The 18,943-nt window shown below is 65.7% G+C and carries 17 protein-coding genes and 2 pseudogenes; 7 read left to right on the top strand and 12 right to left on the bottom strand.

Annotation, left to right across the window (positions count from 1 at the left end):
• Positions 1-651: 651 nt before the first annotated feature.
• From RTH46_RS25965 to RTH46_RS25940, 6 genes are all read right to left on the bottom strand, one after another.
• Positions 652-1,965, bottom strand: a complete 1,314-nt coding sequence (locus tag RTH46_RS25965) for a hypothetical protein (RefSeq protein ID WP_316906944.1) — start codon at positions 1,963-1,965, stop codon at positions 652-654.
• 150 nt (positions 1,966-2,115) lie between these two features.
• Positions 2,116-2,883, bottom strand: coding sequence for an SDR family oxidoreductase (locus RTH46_RS25960; RefSeq protein ID WP_316906943.1), 768 nt, complete (start codon positions 2,881-2,883; stop codon positions 2,116-2,118).
• The gene (locus RTH46_RS25955) at positions 2,880-3,671 is read right to left on the bottom strand and encodes an SDR family oxidoreductase (RefSeq protein WP_316906942.1); all 792 of its coding nucleotides are present in this window, start codon (positions 3,669-3,671) and stop codon (positions 2,880-2,882) included. The genes RTH46_RS25960 and RTH46_RS25955 overlap by 4 nt, the downstream gene beginning before the upstream one ends.
• Positions 3,668-4,486: a molybdenum cofactor biosynthesis F family protein gene (locus tag RTH46_RS25950; protein WP_153786113.1), complete on the bottom strand. Its 819-nt coding sequence runs from the start codon at positions 4,484-4,486 to the stop codon at positions 3,668-3,670. Before RTH46_RS25950 ends, RTH46_RS25955 begins: the two co-directional genes overlap by 4 nt.
• A gap of 76 nt (positions 4,487-4,562) precedes the next feature.
• Positions 4,563-5,219 carry a helix-turn-helix transcriptional regulator gene (locus RTH46_RS25945; protein ID WP_316906941.1) on the bottom strand — a complete coding sequence of 219 codons (657 nt, stop codon included), beginning with the start codon at positions 5,217-5,219 and terminating at the stop codon, positions 4,563-4,565.
• Complete coding sequence (locus tag RTH46_RS25940) at positions 5,216-6,703, bottom strand: aldehyde dehydrogenase family protein (protein ID WP_316906940.1); 1,488 nt, start codon at positions 6,701-6,703, stop codon at positions 5,216-5,218. The genes RTH46_RS25945 and RTH46_RS25940 overlap by 4 nt, the downstream gene beginning before the upstream one ends.
• Positions 6,704-7,042: 339 nt before the next feature.
• Here RTH46_RS25940 and RTH46_RS25935 point away from each other — a divergent pair, with 339 nt between their 5' ends.
• From RTH46_RS25935 to feaR, 7 genes and pseudogenes are all read left to right on the top strand, one after another.
• A complete protein-coding gene (locus RTH46_RS25935; protein WP_316906939.1) occupies positions 7,043-8,212 on the top strand; it encodes a p-hydroxyphenylacetate 3-hydroxylase oxygenase component in 1,170 nt (389 codons plus the stop codon).
• 118 nt (positions 8,213-8,330) lie between these two features.
• Positions 8,331-9,257: a p-hydroxyphenylacetate 3-hydroxylase reductase component gene (locus RTH46_RS25930; protein WP_316906938.1), complete on the top strand. Its 927-nt coding sequence runs from the start codon at positions 8,331-8,333 to the stop codon at positions 9,255-9,257.
• A gap of 102 nt (positions 9,258-9,359) precedes the next feature.
• A pseudogene (locus tag RTH46_RS25925) lies at positions 9,360-10,028 on the top strand (PAS domain-containing protein); the annotation flags it as partial.
• Between the two features lie 54 nt (positions 10,029-10,082).
• A pseudogene (locus RTH46_RS25920) lies at positions 10,083-10,316 on the top strand (methyl-accepting chemotaxis protein); the annotation flags it as partial.
• Positions 10,317-10,571: 255 nt separating this feature from the next.
• On the top strand, positions 10,572-12,071 hold the full coding sequence (locus RTH46_RS25915; RefSeq protein ID WP_316906937.1) for an APC family permease: 1,500 nt from the start codon (positions 10,572-10,574) through the stop codon (positions 12,069-12,071).
• Positions 12,052-12,633, top strand: a complete 582-nt coding sequence (locus RTH46_RS25910) for a DUF3156 family protein (protein ID WP_316906936.1) — start codon at positions 12,052-12,054, stop codon at positions 12,631-12,633. Before RTH46_RS25915 ends, RTH46_RS25910 begins: the two co-directional genes overlap by 20 nt.
• Before the next feature lie 199 nt (positions 12,634-12,832).
• The gene (gene feaR, locus RTH46_RS25905) at positions 12,833-13,798 is read left to right on the top strand and encodes a transcriptional regulator FeaR (RefSeq protein ID WP_316906935.1); all 966 of its coding nucleotides are present in this window, start codon (positions 12,833-12,835) and stop codon (positions 13,796-13,798) included.
• A gap of 85 nt (positions 13,799-13,883) precedes the next feature.
• Here the strand turns inward: feaR and RTH46_RS25900 are convergent, their stop codons facing one another.
• The 6 genes from RTH46_RS25900 to hpaD form a co-directional block, all read right to left on the bottom strand.
• A complete protein-coding gene (locus RTH46_RS25900; protein WP_153785078.1) occupies positions 13,884-14,249 on the bottom strand; it encodes a cupin domain-containing protein in 366 nt (121 codons plus the stop codon).
• Positions 14,250-14,278: 29 nt separating this feature from the next.
• Entirely contained in the window at positions 14,279-15,577 is a 1,299-nt protein-coding gene (locus RTH46_RS25895) for an FAD-binding oxidoreductase (RefSeq protein WP_316906934.1), read from the bottom strand.
• A gap of 314 nt (positions 15,578-15,891) precedes the next feature.
• Positions 15,892-16,695: a 4-hydroxy-2-oxoheptanedioate aldolase gene (gene hpaI, locus RTH46_RS25890; protein WP_153785076.1), complete on the bottom strand. Its 804-nt coding sequence runs from the start codon at positions 16,693-16,695 to the stop codon at positions 15,892-15,894.
• A 9-nt stretch (positions 16,696-16,704) separates the two neighbouring features.
• On the bottom strand, positions 16,705-17,508 hold the full coding sequence (gene hpaH, locus RTH46_RS25885; RefSeq protein WP_153785075.1) for a 2-oxo-hept-4-ene-1,7-dioate hydratase: 804 nt from the start codon (positions 17,506-17,508) through the stop codon (positions 16,705-16,707).
• 8 nt (positions 17,509-17,516) lie between these two features.
• On the bottom strand, positions 17,517-17,927 hold the full coding sequence (locus RTH46_RS25880) for a 5-carboxymethyl-2-hydroxymuconate isomerase (RefSeq protein ID WP_153785074.1): 411 nt from the start codon (positions 17,925-17,927) through the stop codon (positions 17,517-17,519).
• A 10-nt stretch (positions 17,928-17,937) separates the two neighbouring features.
• Positions 17,938-18,861, bottom strand: a complete 924-nt coding sequence (hpaD, locus tag RTH46_RS25875; protein WP_153785073.1) for a 3,4-dihydroxyphenylacetate 2,3-dioxygenase — start codon at positions 18,859-18,861, stop codon at positions 17,938-17,940.
• Positions 18,862-18,943 lie beyond the last annotated feature (82 nt).

Here is an 18,943-nt window from a genome sequence, read left to right as displayed (position 1 = left end):
GCCTGGGCTGGCGTTAGCTGTCGCTAGTTGGATTGGTTGGGAACTCAGGATTGCAATCGCTGGCAAGCCAGCTCCCACAGGTTAGTGCGAAACTCACAGACTTGCGCTGTACCTGTGGGAGCCGGCTTGCCGGCGATAGGGCCCGAATAAATAATACATAAACAACAGCCAGGCTCAGATATACGCATTGCTGCTCTTGATCTGCTCTTGATCTGCTCTTGATCTGCTCTTGATCTGCTCTTGATCTGCTCTTGATCTGCTCTTGATTTTGCTTCTAAGCGCGCGATAGTCCAGGCAACACAAATTGCGACTTCAGGAGGCCGAGTGGAGGTGACTGGAGGGCCCTGGTGCGCAGCACCCTTCGGCGTAAGCCGAAGGCGCGAGATGTAGACTTGCGTAGCAAGTCGGAGGCCGCGCGGGCCCGGAAGGCACCGGAGCGAGGGGACCCCGGAGCGCAGCGCAGGGGCCGTATGATGGGAGCGGGCGGCTTTGCCTACTTTGGCCAAGACCAAAGTAGGCCGCCGTAAGGGCGGAAAGGTGACTAAGCGTCGCCATCGCCGCCGAATGCGCATACATCTATCAAAACCAACACTCTGAAAGCCAAAGCCAAAGCCAAAGCCAAAGCCAAAGCCAAAGCACCCACCTACACCCTCAAAACGGCACCGCCACCGTCAACTGGCTATACACATTGGTCCCACTCCCCACCTGATTCCCGCCATTGCTCTCATCCCTGCGCGGCTTGAACAGCCCCACCAACGGCGTAACGATCAGGTGCTCGTTCACCGCCCACTCCACATACACATCCAGCTCCTGGGCATCGAGATTGAGCGTGTCCCGGGTACGCACCGTATTGAAGTCAAAGAACAACGCCCCGACCGTCACATTGTCCCGCGGCGTGGCCTTGAGCCCGATATGGTGAATCCCGCTATTGGTATTGAACGGCCCCGCATAGTTGCCCGCCACTTCACCCTGTATCCAGGTGCCATAACCACCGGAAAGCCCGGTAAACAGCAAATCCCAACCCGCCGAATAACGCGTGTAGCGGTAAGTCAGTTGCGGTGCCCAGGGCGCCTCGGCGAAGGTGTAGTCCGCCTCGGCGTACCAGGCCGTTTCGTGGCCGCCGCGCTTGTCCTGCCAGGCGTACTCAAAGGCCAGGCGGGTGTTCTCGAGCCCGGCACTGCCTTCGCCCCGCAGGCTATAGACGTCCATGCCTTTGCGGGCCTTTTGGAACTCGCTGGCCCACTGATCGGCAACGTCGATCCCGTGGATGTAGGTCAAACCCAGGGTGCCGAGCTCATGGGTGTAGTCCAGGGTCCCGGCCGCCAGCTCGGTCTCGGCCTGCGCCCGGTTATCGGACTTCAACCACAACACACTGCCGTGCAGCCCCTCATTACCCCCCAGGCGCAACATGGCCGTGCGATCAAATGCATGACGGGCGCCCAGGTAAAAACCACCACCGCGGTTCAGCTGACCATCGGCCGGGCCCTTGCCGAGGTTGGGGCCGTCATCGTTGATCAGGAACCCGTTACCCAGCTTGATCACCTGGCGGCCACCGGAGACATCCACGCCATCCTTGCCCAACAGCGGGAACAGGTCGCCTGATCGCCAGCCCAGGTAGGCATCCTCGATCTTGGTGGTGCGTTCGCTGCCATCCTGGTTGCCGCCGGCATCGCCATCGCCCCAGGCGCCGGAGCTGACCCAGTTCAACGCGCCATACAGGCTGCCATTGCCGGCCAGGCCCTGGTCGCCGCTCAGGCCGTACTTGATGAACCCTTCGCGCCAGGTCGAGCCGCCAGGGGTGCCGTCGTAGTTGTGGCGGCTGTTGAACATGCCCCAGACCGCCAGCATATCGGCGTTCAGGTGGGTGTCGTCGTCGGCATACAGCTCGTAGGCCGAGGTCGCCTGGCCGTTGACCAGCAGCGCCAGGGCGGTGGCCAGCGCGGTGCGACGTGGAGTGAGACGCATGGATCGTTCCTCGTTTGTTGTGTGCGGTCTTGGGTGCCGCGTTGTTGTGGAGGCAGAGGTGTCTGAAGCGACGGGCCATTAGCGCGTGGATCGCCGGGGTGGGTCTTGCCCGTGGCTGCCAGCGCACTTGCACGTCGCCGCCAGGTCGGCTCAGGGGCTGGCCAGGGTTTCGGGCAGGGTGGCGCCGCCATCGACGATCAGGGTCTGGCCGGTGATGTAGGCAGCCGCGTCCGAGGCGAGGAACAGCATCGCCGCCGCGATATCGCTGGGTTCGCCCAGGCGGTCGAGCGGCACCCCGGCAGCGATTCGCGCATTGAGGGCCGGGTCGCCGAGGTTGCCCATGGCCGGGGTGCGCACCATGCCCGGCTCGACGCCGTTGACCCGCACGTTCAAGGGGGCCAGCTCCAGCGCGGCATTGCGGATGAAACCATTGACCCCGGCCTTGGACGCGGCGTAATGGCTCAGGCCTGGGTAGGCCACCCGTGGGCCGGTCACCGATGACGTGGCCAGCACGCAGCCGCCGCCCTGGCGACGGAACAGCCCCAGTGCCGCCTGGGTCAGCCAGAACAGCGCGCCCAGGTTGACCGCCAGCGTGCGTTGCAGAAGTGCCGGGGTGATCTCGGTGAACGGTGTGAGCGGAAAATACGCCGCGTTGTGCACCAGCACGTCGAGGCGTTCCAGCCCGCCCAGCAGGGTGGCGATTGCCTGCTCGTCGGCGAGGTCCACGGCCAGCCCCTCGACCTCATGGCCCAATGCGAGCTGCACCTTGACCACCTGGCGCAGTGCAGCCGGGTCGAGGTCCACTGCAATCACGCGCGCGCCAGCATGGGCAAACCCCTCGACGATGGCCTGACCGATGCCACCCGCAGCACCGGTCACCAGCACCGTGCGCCCGTTGAAGCCGTAACGGGCGCTCATGGCTGTGGCGCCAGGCGGGTGTAGGGCAGGGTGGGCACATCGACCACGGTCGCACCGCCGTCGGCGGTGAGTACCGCGCCAGTGACGATGCTCGCCGCCGGGCTGACCAGGAACTCGCACACGGCGGCGATCTCGTCGCTGCTGGCCGGGCGGCGCAGAGGCACGTCGGCCGTGACCCTGCGGTAGGCAGCCTCGAGGTCTTCCTGGTGATGGGCCATCAGCACCTGCATTTCCTCATCGGCCATGGGCGTGCGCACCCAGCCTGGGCAGACGCAGTTCACCCGTACGCCGGCCGGGCCGTAGTCGCGGGCCAGCGAACGGCTAAGGCCGACCAGCGCGTGCTTGGCCGTGGTGTAGCCGCACACCTCGGGCCCGGCTGCCAACGATGCAATGGAACCCAGCAATACCAGGCTGCCGCGGCGGCGCATCAGCAGCGGCAGGCAGGCGCGGGCGGTGTGGAAGGCACTGTCGAGGTTGCTGCGCAGTGCCGCCTGCCAGGCTTCGTCGCTGGTCTCGGTGGCCCGGCCCAGGCCATGGCCGCCGGCGCAGGCGATCACGGCGTCCAGGCCGCCGAAACGCGCATCCACCTGTTCGATGAAGCCGCGCCAGGTGGCGCTGTCGGCTGCATCACCCGCCAGCACCAGGCCGCCGGTGGCCTGGGCGACACGCTCCAGCGCCGCGCGGCGGCGGCCCACCAGCGCCACCTGCCAGCCCTGGGCTGCCAGGCGCAGGGCGCAGGCTTCACCAATGCCGCTGCCGGCCCCGGTGATCAGCACGCTGCGGCTCACTGCGGGTACTCCGTGCGGTTGACCACCCGGCAATACGACGACACCGGGAAGTTGGCCAGGGCATCGAAGCTGCCGCCTTGGTAGCCAAAGATCTTGCCGTCGCTGCGGTGCTGCTGCAGGTCGATCATCACCAGGCCCAGGGTCGGCACGATCTTCTCGCACCAGACGAACAGGTACAGCTGCTCGGCGATCTTGTAGTAATGGGCACGGTCGGTGTCGCACAGCCCCTGCTCGACACCCTTCAGGCACTGCCAGCTGTAGTAGTCGGGGTTGAGGTAGATGTGCTCGTACTCTTCGGTCGGGCTGTAGCGGTAGTGATTGCGCAGCCCCACCAGCTCACGGGTCGGCGTGTGCGGGCAGGCACCGTCCTGCCAGGGGCGGTCGAGGGTGCCATGCAGGAAAGTGGCCTCGACGCCGGTCAGTGCTTCGCCCGCCAGGGCCAGGTCGTACAGCCCGCGCTGGGTGCGGGCCTGGCCCGGCAAGCGGCCAAGCACGGCCGTGAAGGATTGGCTGAGGGTGTCGAGCACCAGCGATACCGACCAGGCCTGGCCGCCTTCGTGCTTGATGAAGTCCACCAGGTAGATGCCGTCGCGCACCGAGGTGGCGCGGTAGCTGGCCGTGCCCTGGCTATGGCCGTCGGCGGCGTGCCAGTGCAGCTGTTCGGTGTCGAAGCGGTGCTCGATCAGCCAGCCATTGGCGAAGTGCAGGCTGAGGCTGCGCCCGCTCAGGTCGGCGCGTTGCGGCAGGATGAAGGCTTGCGGGGCGAAGCCCTCGGCAAGGGCGCCTACGGTGATCCAGTCGGAGGGTTTGGTCATGTGCGTGACTCCTGGGGTTTAGGTGCCCACAGGGTGCAACGCGGCGCTGCGGCCCGGTATCAACCGGAAGGTTGAGTCACAGGAACAGCAACGCCACCAGCTCGGTGCGGTTGCTCACTCCGAGCTTGCGGAACAGGTTGATCAGGTGGGTCTTGACGGTCGGCAGGCCAACCTCCAGCGCCCGGGCGATCAGCTTGTTGCTGTGGCCTTGGCGCAGCAGTTCGGCGATCTGCCGTTCGCGGGGGGTGAGTTCGACCGCTGCCGGCCTTTGCACCAAGGGCTGGCTGGCCACCGCCAGTTGCATCAGCCCGTGCAGGGGCAGCAGGCGCTGTAGCTCGTCAGGGCGAAACTCGCCCTGGCTTGCGCGGCGCAACAGCGACACCCCGGCCAACGGCCGGCCGCCGACCTGGGCGATGATCTCCACCACATCCACCACCTGGTGCCGGGCCAGGAAGCCTCGGTAGGTGTTGCCCTGGGCTTCGGGCAGGTGGGCCAAACCCTGGCGCAGCGATACCACCGGCGTGCCGATGGCCAGGCAGCGCGCCGGTTGCAGCGGGTCGTAGTCGCGGTAGTGCTGCAGGTAGCACGCATGCATGGGCGCCTGCAGGTCCTGCAACAGGAAATCGCAGGCCTGCTGGCCGGCATCGATGCGGTAGAACGCCGCCAGTGACGCCGGCACCTGCTGGCTGAACGCCTGCAGGCAGTAGCGGCCCAGGTTGTCGTGCAGGTTCAATAGCGGATCATCACGGACTTGAGCTCGGTGAAGTCGTCGATGAACGCCGAGCCGAACTCACGGCCGATGCCGGAGGCCTTGATGCCGCCAAAGGGCACCGCCGGGTCGAGCAGGGTGTGCATGTTCACCCACAGCGTACCGGCCTGGATCTCCGGGATCAGGCGCATGGCCTTGCCCAGGTCGTTGCTCCACAGGCTGGCCGAAAGGCCGTAGGGCGTGGCGTTCATCAACTGCAGCAGTTGTTCTTCGTCGTCATACGGCAGGAAGGTCGCCACCGGGCCGAAGGTTTCCTGGTTGAGCAGGGTGTCGGCGGCGCTGTTGGCGAGGATCACCGTAGGCTCAACGAAGCAGCCCGGGCCGTCGCCGATGTGCCCGCCATGGATGATCTGGCTGCCTTCGGCGCGGGCGGTGGCGAACAGCTCGGCCAGCTTGAGCTGGTGTGGCTTGTTGGCGACCGGGCCGAACTGGGTGCTCTCATCCAGTGGCGAGCCGGTTTTCAGCTGCCCCAAACGCTGCGACAGCGCTTCGAGCATCGGCTCGATCCGCGAGCGATGGACGAAGAAGCGCTCACCTGCCGCGCAGATCTGCCCGGAATGCAGGAAGCCCGCTTCGATGATGCCGTCCACCGCCTTGTCGATGCCGACATCGGGCAGGAACGCCACCGAGTTCTTGCCGCCCAGCTCCAGGGTTGCGCGGGTCAGCTTGGCGCCCATGGCCGCCTGGCCGACGGCGATGCCGGTAGGCACGGAGCCGGTGAACGACACCTTGTCGGTGCCGGGGTGCTCGACCAGCGCTTTACCCACCAGGCCGCCGCCGGTCAGCACGTTGAGCGCGCCTGCTGGCAGGCCCGCATCGGTGGCCAGTTCAGCGATACGCAGCAGGGTCAGCGGGGTGAACTCGCTGGGCTTGAGCACGATGCTGCAGCCGGTGGTCAGGGCCGAAGCGAGCTTCCAGATGGCGATCATGGTGGCGAAGTTCCACGGCACGATGCCCACCACCACGCCGATCGGCTCGCGCAGGGTGAAAGCGCTGTAGCGCTCGCCGGCGAACGAAGGCAGCGACGGGGTGATGGTCTGGCCGGTGATCTTGGTCGCCCAGCCGGCGTAGTAGCGCAAGAAGTGCGCGGCCTGTTCCACCTCGAAGGCACGGGCGATGTTGATCAGCTTGCCCGATTGCAGGGTTTCCAGCTGGGCCAGCTCTTCGCGGTTGGCCTCGAGCAGGTCAGCCAGCTTGAACAGCACCGCGGCGCGGGCAGCGGGGCTGGTGCGCGACCAGGCGTTGAAGCCCTGGCGGGCGGAGTCGACAGCCTGCTCGACATCGGCCTGGCAGGCGTTGGCCACCGTGGCGACGGCCTCGCCATTGGCCGGGTTGACCACCTTGATCCTGGCGCTCGACTGGCTGGCGATGGCCTGGCCGTGGATGTAAAGGCCGTGGTGGCGGGCGAGGAACGCGGTAACGCTGGGGAGGAGGGGGATGTCGCTCATGCTTTGGGCTCCGTAAGACCGTGTTCGATCGCGGGGCAAGCCCGCTCCCACGCCTTTCGCCCAGGTTGCGAATCGGGTTGCGTGGGAGCGGGCTTGCCCCGCGATAGGGACGTATTCATATCCCGAGCCTAAAGCCTGCGTTCTTGGCGTTCTTGCCTACCCCTGCCACCCCCATGACCCTGCCTGCCAGCCACAAAACCACCCCATGAAAAATACAATCCGAGGTGCGGAAGTTGCATTTTCCACCGTACCGCAGGCTCCCATACTGACCCGGCATTCATCAGCGAGCCGTCACCACTAGGCAGCGCTCGCCAGGGTCCAATAACAATGAGCCAGACCATGAAAAAGCCAAACTCCCTGCTCGAAGACCTCAAGCCCCTGCTGCCGGCCATCGCCGCCCGCGCCGACCAGGCCGAGCGCGAGCGTACCGTGCCCGCCGACAACATTGCTCTGCTCAAAGGCATCGGCCTGCACCAGGCCTTCCTGCCCAAGCCCTATGGCGGCCTGGAAATCAGCCTGCCGCAGTTCGCCGAATGCATCGCCGCCCTGGCCGGCGCCTGCGCCAGCACCGCCTGGGCCATGAGCCTGCTGTGCACCCACAGCCACCAACTGGCGATGTTCCCCAAGCAACTGCAGGACGAAGTCTGGGGCGACAACCCGCACGCCACTGCCAGCAGCAGCATCGCCCCGTTCGGTCGTACCGAAGAGGTCGAGGGCGGCGTGCTGTTCAGCGGCGAGATGGGCTGGAGCAGCGGCTGTGATCATGCCGAGTGGGCGATCATGGGCTTTCGCCGCGCCAACTCGCAGGGCGGCCAGGACTACTGCTTTGCCGTGCTGCCGCGCAGTGGCTACCAGATCCGCGACGACTGGTTCGCCGCCGGCATGCGCGCCAGTGGCAGCCGCACGTTGATCGTCGAGCGCGCCTTCGTGCCCGAGCACCGTATCCAGAAGGCCAAGGACATGATGGAGGGCACCTCGGCGGGCTTCGGCTTGTACCCGGACAGCGCGATCTACTTCAACCCGTACCGCCCGTACTTCGCCAGCGGCTTCTCCACCGTCAGCCTGGGCATCGCCGAGCGCATGCTCGAAGCCTTCAAGGACAAGACCCGCAACCGCGTGCGGGCCTACACCGGCGCGGCGGTGGGCGCGGCCACCCCGGCGCTGATGCGCCTGGCCGAGTCCACCCACCAGGTCGCCGCGGCCCGTGCGCTGCTGGAGAAAAGCTGGGAGCAGATCGCCGACTTCAGCGCACGCCACCAATACCCCACCCGTACCGAACTGGCTTATTGGCGCACCAACCAGGGCTATGCGGTCAAGCTGTGCATCCAGGCCGTGGACCGGCTGATGGAAGCCGCCGGTGGCGGCGCCTGGTTCGACAGCAGCGAGATGCAGCGGCTGTTCCGCGATGCGCACATGACCGGTGCCCATGCCTACACCGACTACGACGTCTGCGCGCAGATCCTCGGCCGCGAGCTGATGGGGCTGGAGCCGGATCCGGCGATGACCTGACCGACCGCGTCGCCCCCATCGCCGGCAAGCCGGCTCCCACAGGACTGCGCTGTAACCTGTGGGAGCTGGCTTGCCAGCGATGAGGCCCTCAGCCCAATAACAAAAACTGGAGCCTTGCATGTCCACCCCCTTCGACACCCGTGCTTTCCGCCGCGCCCTGGGCAACTTCGCCACCGGCGTCACCGTGATCACTGCCGCCGATGCCTCTGGCAACAAGGTCGGCGTCACAGCCAACAGCTTCAACTCGGTGTCCCTCGACCCGCCGCTGATTCTCTGGAGCATCGATAAACGCTCCAGCAGCCACGCGGTGTTCGACGCCGCCGAGCACTTTGCCGTCAACGTGCTGGCTGCCGACCAGATCGACCTGTCCAACACCTTCGCCCGCCCCAGTGACGACCGCTTTGCCGGCATCGATTACCAGGCAGGCGAGGGCGGCGCGCCCTTGCTGCCCGACTGCGCGGCGCGCTTTCGCTGCCAGAAGTTCCAGCAGCTGGACGGCGGCGACCACTGGATCCTGGTTGGCAAGGTGCTGGCCTTCGACGACCTCGGCCGTTCGCCGCTGCTGTACCACCAGGGCGCTTATTCCATGGTCTTGCCGCACACGCGGATGACCCAGCGCGCGGAAGGCACGCCGGCCAGCAGCCACTTCCAGGGCCGTTTGCAGCACAACCTGTACTACCTGATGACCCAGGCCCTGCGCGCCTACCAGGCCAGCTACCAGCCGCGTCAGCTGGCCACCGGCCTGCGCACCAGCGAGGCGCGCATGCTGATGGTGCTGGAACACGACGCCGGCCTGGCCCAGGCCGAGCTGCTGGGCGAAGTGGCGATGCCCGAACGCGAAGTGACCGAGGCCATTGCCAACCTGACCCGCAAGGGGCTGGTCACCGACGACAACGGCCGGGTGTGCCTGACCGAGGCCGGGCGTATCGAGACCGAGGGGCTGTGGAGCATTGCCAAGGCCCAGCAGGACCAGGTGTTCGGCCAATTCAGTGAGCAGCAGTTGGAGACCTTCAAGACCGTGCTCAAGGCGATCATCAGCGGCTAAACCCTGGCAGCCAAGGTCAAGCCAACGGCAGGCCGGCGCAAGACGACGGCTGCCGACTTGGGTTGAACTCGCGCTTTTACTCGATGGCTCAAGGGGGCGTGAATGCTGTTTCGCAATGAACGTTGGGTGGCCACGCTGGCCGAGGCGCTGACCCGCTTTGGCCGCGGCGAGATTGCCGAAAGCCTGGTGGAGGTGCGCCGCCACCCGCCCTTGTTGCAAGCCCTGCAAACAGTGGAGCAGCAGCGCCAAGACCAGGCGCGGCAGCTGCAAACGCAGGCAGAAGAGCTACAACTGTTGGGCGAAACGCTGGCCAGCCAGCAACGGCTGCACGCGCAGCAGCAAGCGGCACAACAGCAGTTGCAGGGCGAATGTGCCCTGCTGCGTGAACAACTGGATCAACAGCTGCAGGCCAGCGAAGGGCACCAGCGCCAGGCGCATTTCTGGAGCCTGCTGCAAACCACCCTGACCGAGGGCACCTGGGACATCGAGGTCGCCCAGGGTGACGTGCACCACCCGCACAGTCGCATGCGCCTGTCCGATGCCTTCCGCGCGGTGATGGGCTACGGCCCGAAGGAACTGGCCGATGGCTGGGATGCCCAGGTCGGCATTACCCACCCTGACGACCTGGCGCAGATCATGGCCATCTTCGAGCGCGAGATCCTCGGCGCCCGCGCCAGCGGGGAATACGTGTTCGAATATCGCATGCGTCACAAGCAGCGCGGCTACATCTGGTGCCGCGAGCGCGGCCGAGCGGTGCGGGACGCGCAGGGCGTGCTGGTGCGCGTGCTGGGCGCAGTACGCGACATCAGCGACGAGCGCAACGCCCAGGCCAGCCACCAGCAGTTGCAGGCGCACAACGAGGCCACCTATGCCCGGATCGCCACCGCCGTGGGGGTGATCCGCAGTATTGCCGAACAGACCAACCTGCTGGCCCTCAACGCTGCCATCGAGGCCGCCAGGGCCGGGGAGGTGGGGCGTGGCTTCTCGGTGGTGGCCGACGAGGTGAAGAAGCTTGCCGAAAGCACTCGCCAGGCGACCCAGCAGATTCAGGCAATGCTGCAGGGCTGAACTGGCAGCCAGCAACAAACAAGGCGGCAGGCAGTGGCAAGACCGCCGTGGCGGGGAAAGTCAAAGTGATCGGGTAGTGGTGTCGAGCCCATCGCGGGGCAAGCCCGCTCCCACGAAGGCTAGCGTGGGAGCGGGCTTGCCCCGCGATGGATGCCGAACACCTTTACCGAACTCGTGGCGATCGCCAGCACTTGCGGCGCGCCCGGCAAGCCGTCATCTTTCCCTCGTCCAGCCAGGGCCCACCCCATGACAATCAACAATAAGCTCACCGAGCACCTCAACCGCGGCAGCGTCGGCTTCCCCACCGCGCTGGCCAGCACCGTCGGCCTGATCATGGCCAGCCCCGTGATCCTCACCGCCACCATGGGCTTCGGCATTGGCGGCAGCGCCTTCGCCGTGGCCATGGTGATCGCGGCCGTGATGATGCTCGCGCAGTCGACCACCTTCGCCGAAGCGGCGGCGATCCTGCCGACCACCGGCTCCGTGTACGACTACATCAACTGCGGCCTGGGCCGTTTCTTCGCCATCACCGGCACCTTGTCGGCCTACCTGATCGTGCATGTGTTCGCCGGCACCGCCGAGACCATCCTTTCTGGGGTGATGGCACTGGTGAACTTCGAGCACCTCAACACCCTTGCCGAATCTGCCGGCGGCTCCTGGCTGCTGGGGGTGGGCTTCGTGCTCGCGTTCGGCGTGCTCAACGCTTTTGGCGTCAGCGCCTTTGGCCGCGCCGAGGTGGTGCTGACCTTCGGCATGTGGACCACGCTGATGGTGTTCGGCGTGCTCGGCTTGCTGGCCGCGCCGGCGGTACAACTGGAAGGGCCGTTCGGTGTCTCGATGGTCGGCACCGACCTGATGACCATTCTCTCGCTGGTGGGCATGGCCATGTTCATGTTCGTCGGCTGCGAGTTCGTCACCCCGTTGGCCCCGGAGCTGCGCCGTTCGGCCTGGGTGATGCCCAAGGCCATGGCCCTGGGCCTGTTCGGCGTGGCCAGCTGCATGTTCATCTACGGCGCGGCGATGAAGCGCCAGGTGGAGAACGTGCTGCTCGACGCCGCCAGCGGCGTGCACCTGCTGGACACGCCCATGGCCATCCCGCGCTTCGCCGAGCAGGTGATGGGCGATATCGGCCCGGTGTGGCTGGGCGTTGGCTTCCTGTTCGCCGGTGCGGCCACCATCAACACGCTGATGGCCGGTGTGCCGCGGATCCTTTACGGCATGGCCGTGGATGGGGCGTTGCCCAAGGTGTTCAGCTACCTGCACCCGCGCTTCAAGACGCCGCTGCTGTGCATCCTGGTGGTGGCGTTGATCCCGTGCCTGCACGCCTGGTACCTGGGCGGCAACACCGACAACATCCTGCACCTGGTGCTGGCGGCGGTGTGCGCCTGGAGCACGGCCTACCTGCTGGTGACGCTGTCGGTGGTGATCCTGCGCATTCGCCGGCCGGACCTGCCGCGCGCCTATCGCTCGCCGCTGTTCCCGCTGCCGCAGATCGTCTCCAGCATCGGCATCTTGCTGGGCATGTGGTTCATCACCCCGCCGGGCATGAACCCCGCCGATGTGTATGTGCCGTTTGCCGTAATGCTGGGGGCCACGGCGGCCTACGCGCTGTTCTGGACGCTTTGCGTGCAGAAGGTCAACCCGTTCACGCCTGCGCGGGTCGAGGATGTACTGGAGAAAGAGTTCGGTGCCGAGCCCGGTCACTTCCACAATGAGCAGGTGCGGCATGTCGGCAAGCTGGCTTGAGCGCCTGACCGGCCCCCGCGCCCCGGCTGGCTACCGGCCCGGGGCGACCCTGGCGCGGCTGCAGCGCAACATCGGTTTGACGGATTTGCAATCCGGGGCATCTCTGCTCACCTTTACCTACCGGCAGGATGGCCCGGTGGTCGAGGTGCATGAACGCACCGAAAGCCACCTGCTGATGCATCTGGTGATGTGCGAGTTCAGGTTGCGGGTGCCTGCCTCGGGGCAGGGCACGGTGCAGTTGGACATGCATCACCGCGGGGCATTGCGCCGTACCGGCCTGGGCTGTCGCCAGCGCGGTGGTGACAAGGCTCTGTTCGACCTGCTGCAGGCGCGTATCGCCGGCGACAGTGCCTTGCAGGCTGCGCTGATGCCGCTGGACTTCAAGCGTCTGAGCATTGGCTGCGAGGGTGGCCAGTGGCAGGTCACCCTGGAGCATATGGGAGCCAGTGAGGTGGTCAACCGGGTGCCCGCGTTCCGCCGCTACATCCCGCTCGGCGCTGATCAGCGCGGGTATCTCTGGCAGGCCTTCGAGGCGCTGCAGCGAATCTTGCGTGAGCTTTGAAATCGGGGGCCGCTTTGCGGCCCTTTCGCGACACAAAGGCCGCTCCTACTGGAGATCGCGTCCCCCTGCATTTTCGACCCCTATGCAAACTTGGCATATAACCTGCTCTCTACACCGGCCAACAGATGACAGTTGTGCGTCAATGGATAACATGTTAACAATTGACCCATAACAACAATGCCCGCGTGTGGAGGTTGCCATGCCCCAGCCCGTTTCCCACTGCAGCACCCAGCCCGTAGTCGACGGCCTGGACCGTTGGACCGCCGCCATGCAGCAAGTGTGCGGCCGCTTCCAGACCGAGCTTGCGTTCAACCGAGCGCTGTTCATCGGTGAAATCGCCACCTTCAATCGCGCAGGCCTGGCCCTGGCCAACCTGCGCACCAATGCCGGCAATATCCGCCGTTTCGGCGACAACCCCGACCGTGACGACGACCAGCACTGTTTCCTGGTCAGCCAGCGCATGGGCTATTCGCGAATCACCCAGGGCGGTGTGAGCTTGCAGCTGTCACCCGGCGATCTGCTGTTGATGGACTCGGTCGGCCCGTGCGAGATCACGCCGTTCGGGCTGATCGAGCACGTCTCGCTGTCGCTGTCCCGCGAGCAGGTGCGCAAGCACGTGACCGGGCAGGGCGCCGCCTTCGGCAAGATCTCCTCGACCAACGCCTGCGGGCGCATGCTGCATTTGCTGATGGACCAGCTGTGCCGCGAAGAGGAAGACGCAGGCGGTGCGCAAGGCGATGCCCTGCAGTCGGCTTTCATTTCCCTGCTGGAGCCCGGTTTCGAGCGTGGCGAGCACAATGGCGTAGCGCCGGGCGGTGTGGGTGGCAGCAACCTGCGCGGTTATGTGCAGAAGGTCATCGACGAGTCGCTGGGCCAGCCCGGCCTGACGCCGGCCAACCTGGCCGAACGCCTGAGCATTTCGGTGCGGCATCTGTACCGGGTGTTCGAGGAGGAGGGTGACAGTGTCTGCCGCTATATCCAGCGTTCGCGGCTGAAGCGTAGTGCGGATGACTTGTCCAACCCATTCCTTAAGCGCGAGTCGATTACCTCGATCGCGTTCAAGTGGGGGTTCACCGATTCGGCGCATTTCAGCCGGGCGTTCAAGAAGCAGTTCGAGCAGTCGCCGAAGGACTTCCGGGCGATGGCCCTGATGGCGGGGCGTTAGGGTAAAAAAGATCGCGGGGCAAGCCCGCTCCCACGCCAAACGTCGATATTGGCGTGGGAGCGGGCTTGCCCCGCGATGCGGTGGATCAGGCGACGGCGAGGTAATGCTTTACGAAAGTCTCGCTCAACACTTCCCACAACACCGGCGTGCCCTTGCTCACGAACCAGGCATCGCCTGCCTTGTATCGGGTCACCTGCCCGGTGGATTCATCAGTCAGCTGGATCTCCCCAGTCACGATCACGGCCTGTTCACTGAAGGGGTAGACCATGCGGAACTTGCCCTGGGTGGTACCGAAGTAAGCGCTGCTGACCGGGTCGGTCGGCGCGCCATGGGTCATCTTGCCGTAGCACTTGACCTCGCCTTCGAGGATGGTCGAGCCCAGATCGGCAACGGTGCCCCAGGCATCGAGTTCGGACAGTTGCACACCTTGGCGGACGGCGGTAAGGGTCATGGTGGTTCTCCTGGTCAGTTCAAAAAGGATCAACGGCGGCCGTTGAAGAAGCCCGACAGCTGATGCACGGTCTTGCCGGCGGTCAGCAGCAGCGGGCGAATGTGGTCCTTGCCGAGGATGCGCGCGTGCTTGACCGAGCTGATCAGCTCGTAGCGGCTGGAGCCTTCGCTCATGCCTTCGGCGAGGATCTTGCAAATGATGTGGCTGGGGGTGACGCCAAAGCCCGAATAGCCCTGCACGTAGAAGGCGTTGGGGCGGTTGCTCAGGGTGCCGAGCTGCGGGAACAGGTTGGCGCTGGTGGCCATCGGGCCGCCCCAGGCGAGGTCGATGCGCACGTCCTTGAGGTACGGGAAAATCTTCAGCATCAGGTTGCGGTTCCACGCCTTGAGGTCTTTCGGGATGTGCTCCACGAATGGCGTGGCGGCGCCGAACAGCAGGCGGTTTTCGCGGGTGACGCGGTAGTAGTCGATCACCGGGCGGATATCGCTGTAGGCGCCGCGGATCGGGCTGATGCGCTGGATCATTTCATCCGACAGCGGTTCGGTCATCAGCTGGAAGGCGTAGGTGTTGACGGTGCGGGCGTGCAGCTCGGGTTCGAGTTTGTTGAGGAAGCTGTCGCAGGCCCACAGCAGTTTGCTGGCCTTGACCGAGCCACGGCCGGTACGCACGGTGATGCGCTCGCCGTAGTGCACTTCCAGCGCCGGGCTGTGCTCGAAAATCCGCGCGCCATGGCCCACCAGGGCCTGGGCCTCGCCGAGCAGCAGGTTGAGCGAATGCACGTGGCCGCCGCCCATGTGCAGCAGGGCGCTGCTGTAGGCGTCGGAGCCGATGATCTGCTTGACTTCGGAGCCGCCGAGGAAGCGGATCTCGTCCTTGCCGTTGATCGCCTTGAAGTCTTTCTCCCAGGCGCGCAGGGTCTTTTCCTGGCGGGCGTTGAAGCCCATGTAGCCGTAGCCGTGGCAGAAATCGGCGTCGATGGCGTAGCGGGCGATGCGGTCCTTGATGATGCCGGCGCCCAGCTCGCTGATCTCGAAGATCTCGCGCAGGCCCTGTTCGCCGACGCTGCTCTTGATCTTTTCCAGATCGTGGCCGATGCCGGCCATGATCTGCCCGCCGTTGCGCCCGGTGCCGCCGAAGCCGAGGTAGCGGGCTTCGAGCACGACGACGTTGGTGATGCCTTTCTCGGCCAGTTCAAGGGCCGTGTTGATGCCCGAGAAACCGCCGCCGATCACCACCACATCGGCTTCGATGTCGGCTTCGAGGGTGGGGAAGCTGAGGTTGTATTTTTTGGTCGCGGTGTAATAGGTGGGCGTTTCGATGTTGATCATGGCGCAGCCTGGACAGTTGGAATTGTTAGGAAGCAGGGCTTGCACAAGCGCTGGCTGTGGCAGCTATTGGGCACCTAACGCGCGGTAGGTGTCTTGCCTGAGTGTGCCAGGGATTTGATTGTGTGTGACGGGGGGATGTGTATGGCGAAAGGGTTGCAGCGCTCGATCTGATAGGCACAGCACATCTATCGGCGAACGCTTTTGCACTGATGCCTGCTTAGCCTGGTTGGGCCCTATCGCGGGGCAAGCCCGCTCCCACGGGATCGCGTGGGAGCGGCGGTTCGCCGCTGCGACTTGCCCCGCGATTGCGATCGTCAGTAAACCCCGCCCTGGACAGGCGTGCTCACCACACCTTCCTTGAATACTCCCGCCAGCCGCTGCAACCCCCGCATCAATACGGTGGTATCCACCCCCACGGCAACAAACGCCGCCCCCAGCTCGATATAGCGCCGTGCCAATGCCTCGTCGGCACTGAGAATCCCCGCCGCCTTGCCGGCCCGGCCAATCCGCACGATGGCCTCTTCGATAGCCGCCTGCACTTCGGGGTGCCCCGGGTTGCCCCGGTGCCCCATGGCCGCGCTCAGGTCCGCCGGCCCGATGAACACCCCATCCACACCTTCAACGGCACAGATTTCGTCCAGGTTCGCCAACCCCTCGCGGTTTTCGATCTGCACCAGCAGGCATACCTGCTCGTCGGCCAGGTCCAGGTAACCGGGGATGCTGTTCCAGCGCGAAGCCCGGGCCAGCGCACTGCCCACACCGCGCACACCGTACGGCGGGTAGCGCACCGCACGCACCAGCTGGCGAGCCTGCTCGGCGCTTTCGACCATGGGCACCAGCAAGGTCTGGGCACCGATATCGAGCAACTGCTTGATCAGCGCAGTGTCGCCGACCACCGGCCGCACCACCGGCTGGCCGGGGTAAGGCGCCACGGCCTGCAACTGGCCGAGCAGGCTGCGCAGGTCGTTGGGCGCGTGTTCGCCGTCGAGCAGCAGCCAGTCGAAACCGGCGTTGGCCGCCAGCTCAGCGCAATACGGGTCGGCCAGGCCGAGCCACAGGCCGATCTGCGCCTGGCCGCTGCGCAGGCGTTGCTTGAAGGTGTTGATGGGCATGTCCATGGGCGGTCCTCAGACGAAACGGCAGGCAATCGAGCCGAGCTGGTCGTAGTCGACATGGAAGGTGTCACCGGGGCGGGCCGCTACCGGGCGGGTGAAGGAGCCACCGAGGATGATCTGCCCGGCCTCGAGGCCCACGTCATAGGCGGCCAGTTTGTTGGCCAGCCAGGCAACGCCCTTGGCCGGGTGGTTGAGCACGGCGGCAGACACCCCGGATTCTTCGATCACGCCGTTGCGGTAGAGCACCGCCGGCACCTTGCGCAGGTCGATGTCGCCGGGGCGCACGGCGCGCCCACCCATGACCACGCCGGCATTGGCGGCGTTGTCGGAGATGGTGTCGAACACCTTGCGGGTGGCGCCGCTGTGCGGGTCGACCTGCTGGATGCGCGCGTCGATGATTTCCAGTGCCGGGATCACCCACTCGGTGGCGTCGAGCACATCGAACAGGGTGACGTTGGGGCCCTTGAGCGGCTTGCCGAGGATGAATGCCAGCTCCACCTCGACCCGCGGCACGATGAAACGCTCGAAGGGGATGTCGCTGCCTTCGTCGAACAGCATGTCGTCGAGCAGCGCACCGAAATCCGGCTCGGTGATGTTCGAGGAAACCTGCATGGCCCGTGAAGTCAGGCCGATCTTGTGGCCGACCAGTTTGCGACCACTGGCGATTTTTTGCGCGACCCAGGCGCGCTGGATGGCGTAGGCGTCCTCGATGCTGATCGAAGGGTGCTCCAGGGAGAACTGTCCAACCTGTTCGCGGCTGCGTTCAGCCTGATCGAGGCGGGCGGCGGCTTGCTGGATGATGTGGGCGTCGAGCATTGAAAACCTCAGGAATTCCGGTTGAACAGGGGGTGCAGGCTGCTGTGCTTGGCGTCGTACACCTGGGCCTGGCTTTCGTCGATCTGCAGGGTCACGCCGACTGGACGTTGCGCCAGCAGCGGGTCGAGGTGGTGGCGCAGCACGGCCAGCAGGTTCTCGCCGACCTGCTGGTGCACCGTGGCGCTGCGCCCGCTGCCCATGCGCAGATTGGCGTAGACGAAGCCGTAGGCTCCCTGGCCGTCGGCGATCGCCGCGTGGGCGGCAGGGTAGGCCAGCACCCGGGTGCCGCCGGTGGGGAACACCTGGCGGGCGTTTTCGTCGCGTTGATCGAGCATGCAGTCGGCCAGGGCGCGGCACAGGCCGGGCATGTCGGCGTCGGCTTCGATGTCCGGGCTGTAGAGCAGGACCAGATGGGGCATGGCGCGCTCCTTACAGGCGGCTGGTGGAGGTGACGCCGGCCGGGTTGGAGGCCTGGGCGGCGGGGATGGTGCTGCCATCCTGCGGGGTGACCGGGAAGATCGCGTTGATCTGGCCGGTGCCGGACGAGCCGAAGTAGGGCGTTACCACTTCGGCCTTGCCGTCGTATTTCGACCAGCCCAGGGCACCGAGCAGCATGGCGGTGTCGTGCATGAAGCCTTCGCCGTGGCCCTTGACCGCGTACTCCGGCAGCATCGCGCAGAAGTCGGCCCAGTCGCCGTCCTGCCACATCTGCACCACGCGATGGTCGAGGGTTTCCAGGAACGGGCTCCACACCTTGGTGGCAAAGTCCGGGGCCTGGCCGTTCTGGGCGAAACGGTGGGACAGCGAGCCGCTGGCGAGGAAGGCCACGGTGCCGTCGTAGTGCTCCTCGACCGCCTTGCGCATGGCCCAGCCCAGGCGGGCGCTGTCGTTGAGGTAGTGCGAGGTGCACAGCGCCGAGACCGAGACCACCTTGAAGTGCTGGTCGGTGTTCATGTAGCGCATCGGCACCAGGGTGCCGTATTCCGGGGCGAGGGTGGTGGCGTCGTGGGCCATGGTTTCCACGCCCAGGCGGTTGCATTCCTCGGCCAGGATGCGCCCGAGTTCCGGGTTGCCGGGGAAGCCGTAGTTCATGTTGGCGATGAAGTGCGGCAGTTCGTTGCTGGTGTACAGGCCTTCGAAGTGCGGTGCGCAGTTGATGTGGTAGTTGGCGTTGACCAGCCAGTGGGTGTCGAACACCACCAGGGTGTCGACGCCCAGCGCGCGGCAGCGCCGGCCGATTTCCAGATGGCCGTCGATGGCCGCTTGGCGAAAGCCCTGGCGCGGGCCGGGCAGTTCGGACAGGTACATCGAGGGTACATGGGTGATCTTGGCGGCGAGAGCGAGTTTGCCCATGGGAATCTCCTGTGATTGTTGTTGTGGCCGCATCGCGGGGCAAGCCCGCTCCCACGCGATCTCGTGGGAGCGGGCTTGCCCC

The organism is Pseudomonas sp. zfem004 (genome assembly GCF_032621715.1).
Taxonomy (GTDB): Bacteria; Pseudomonadota; Gammaproteobacteria; order Pseudomonadales; family Pseudomonadaceae; genus Aquipseudomonas; species Aquipseudomonas sichuanensis.
The sequence above is the reverse complement of the archived record's forward strand: the minus strand, read 5'-3'. Positions and strand labels throughout refer to the sequence as shown.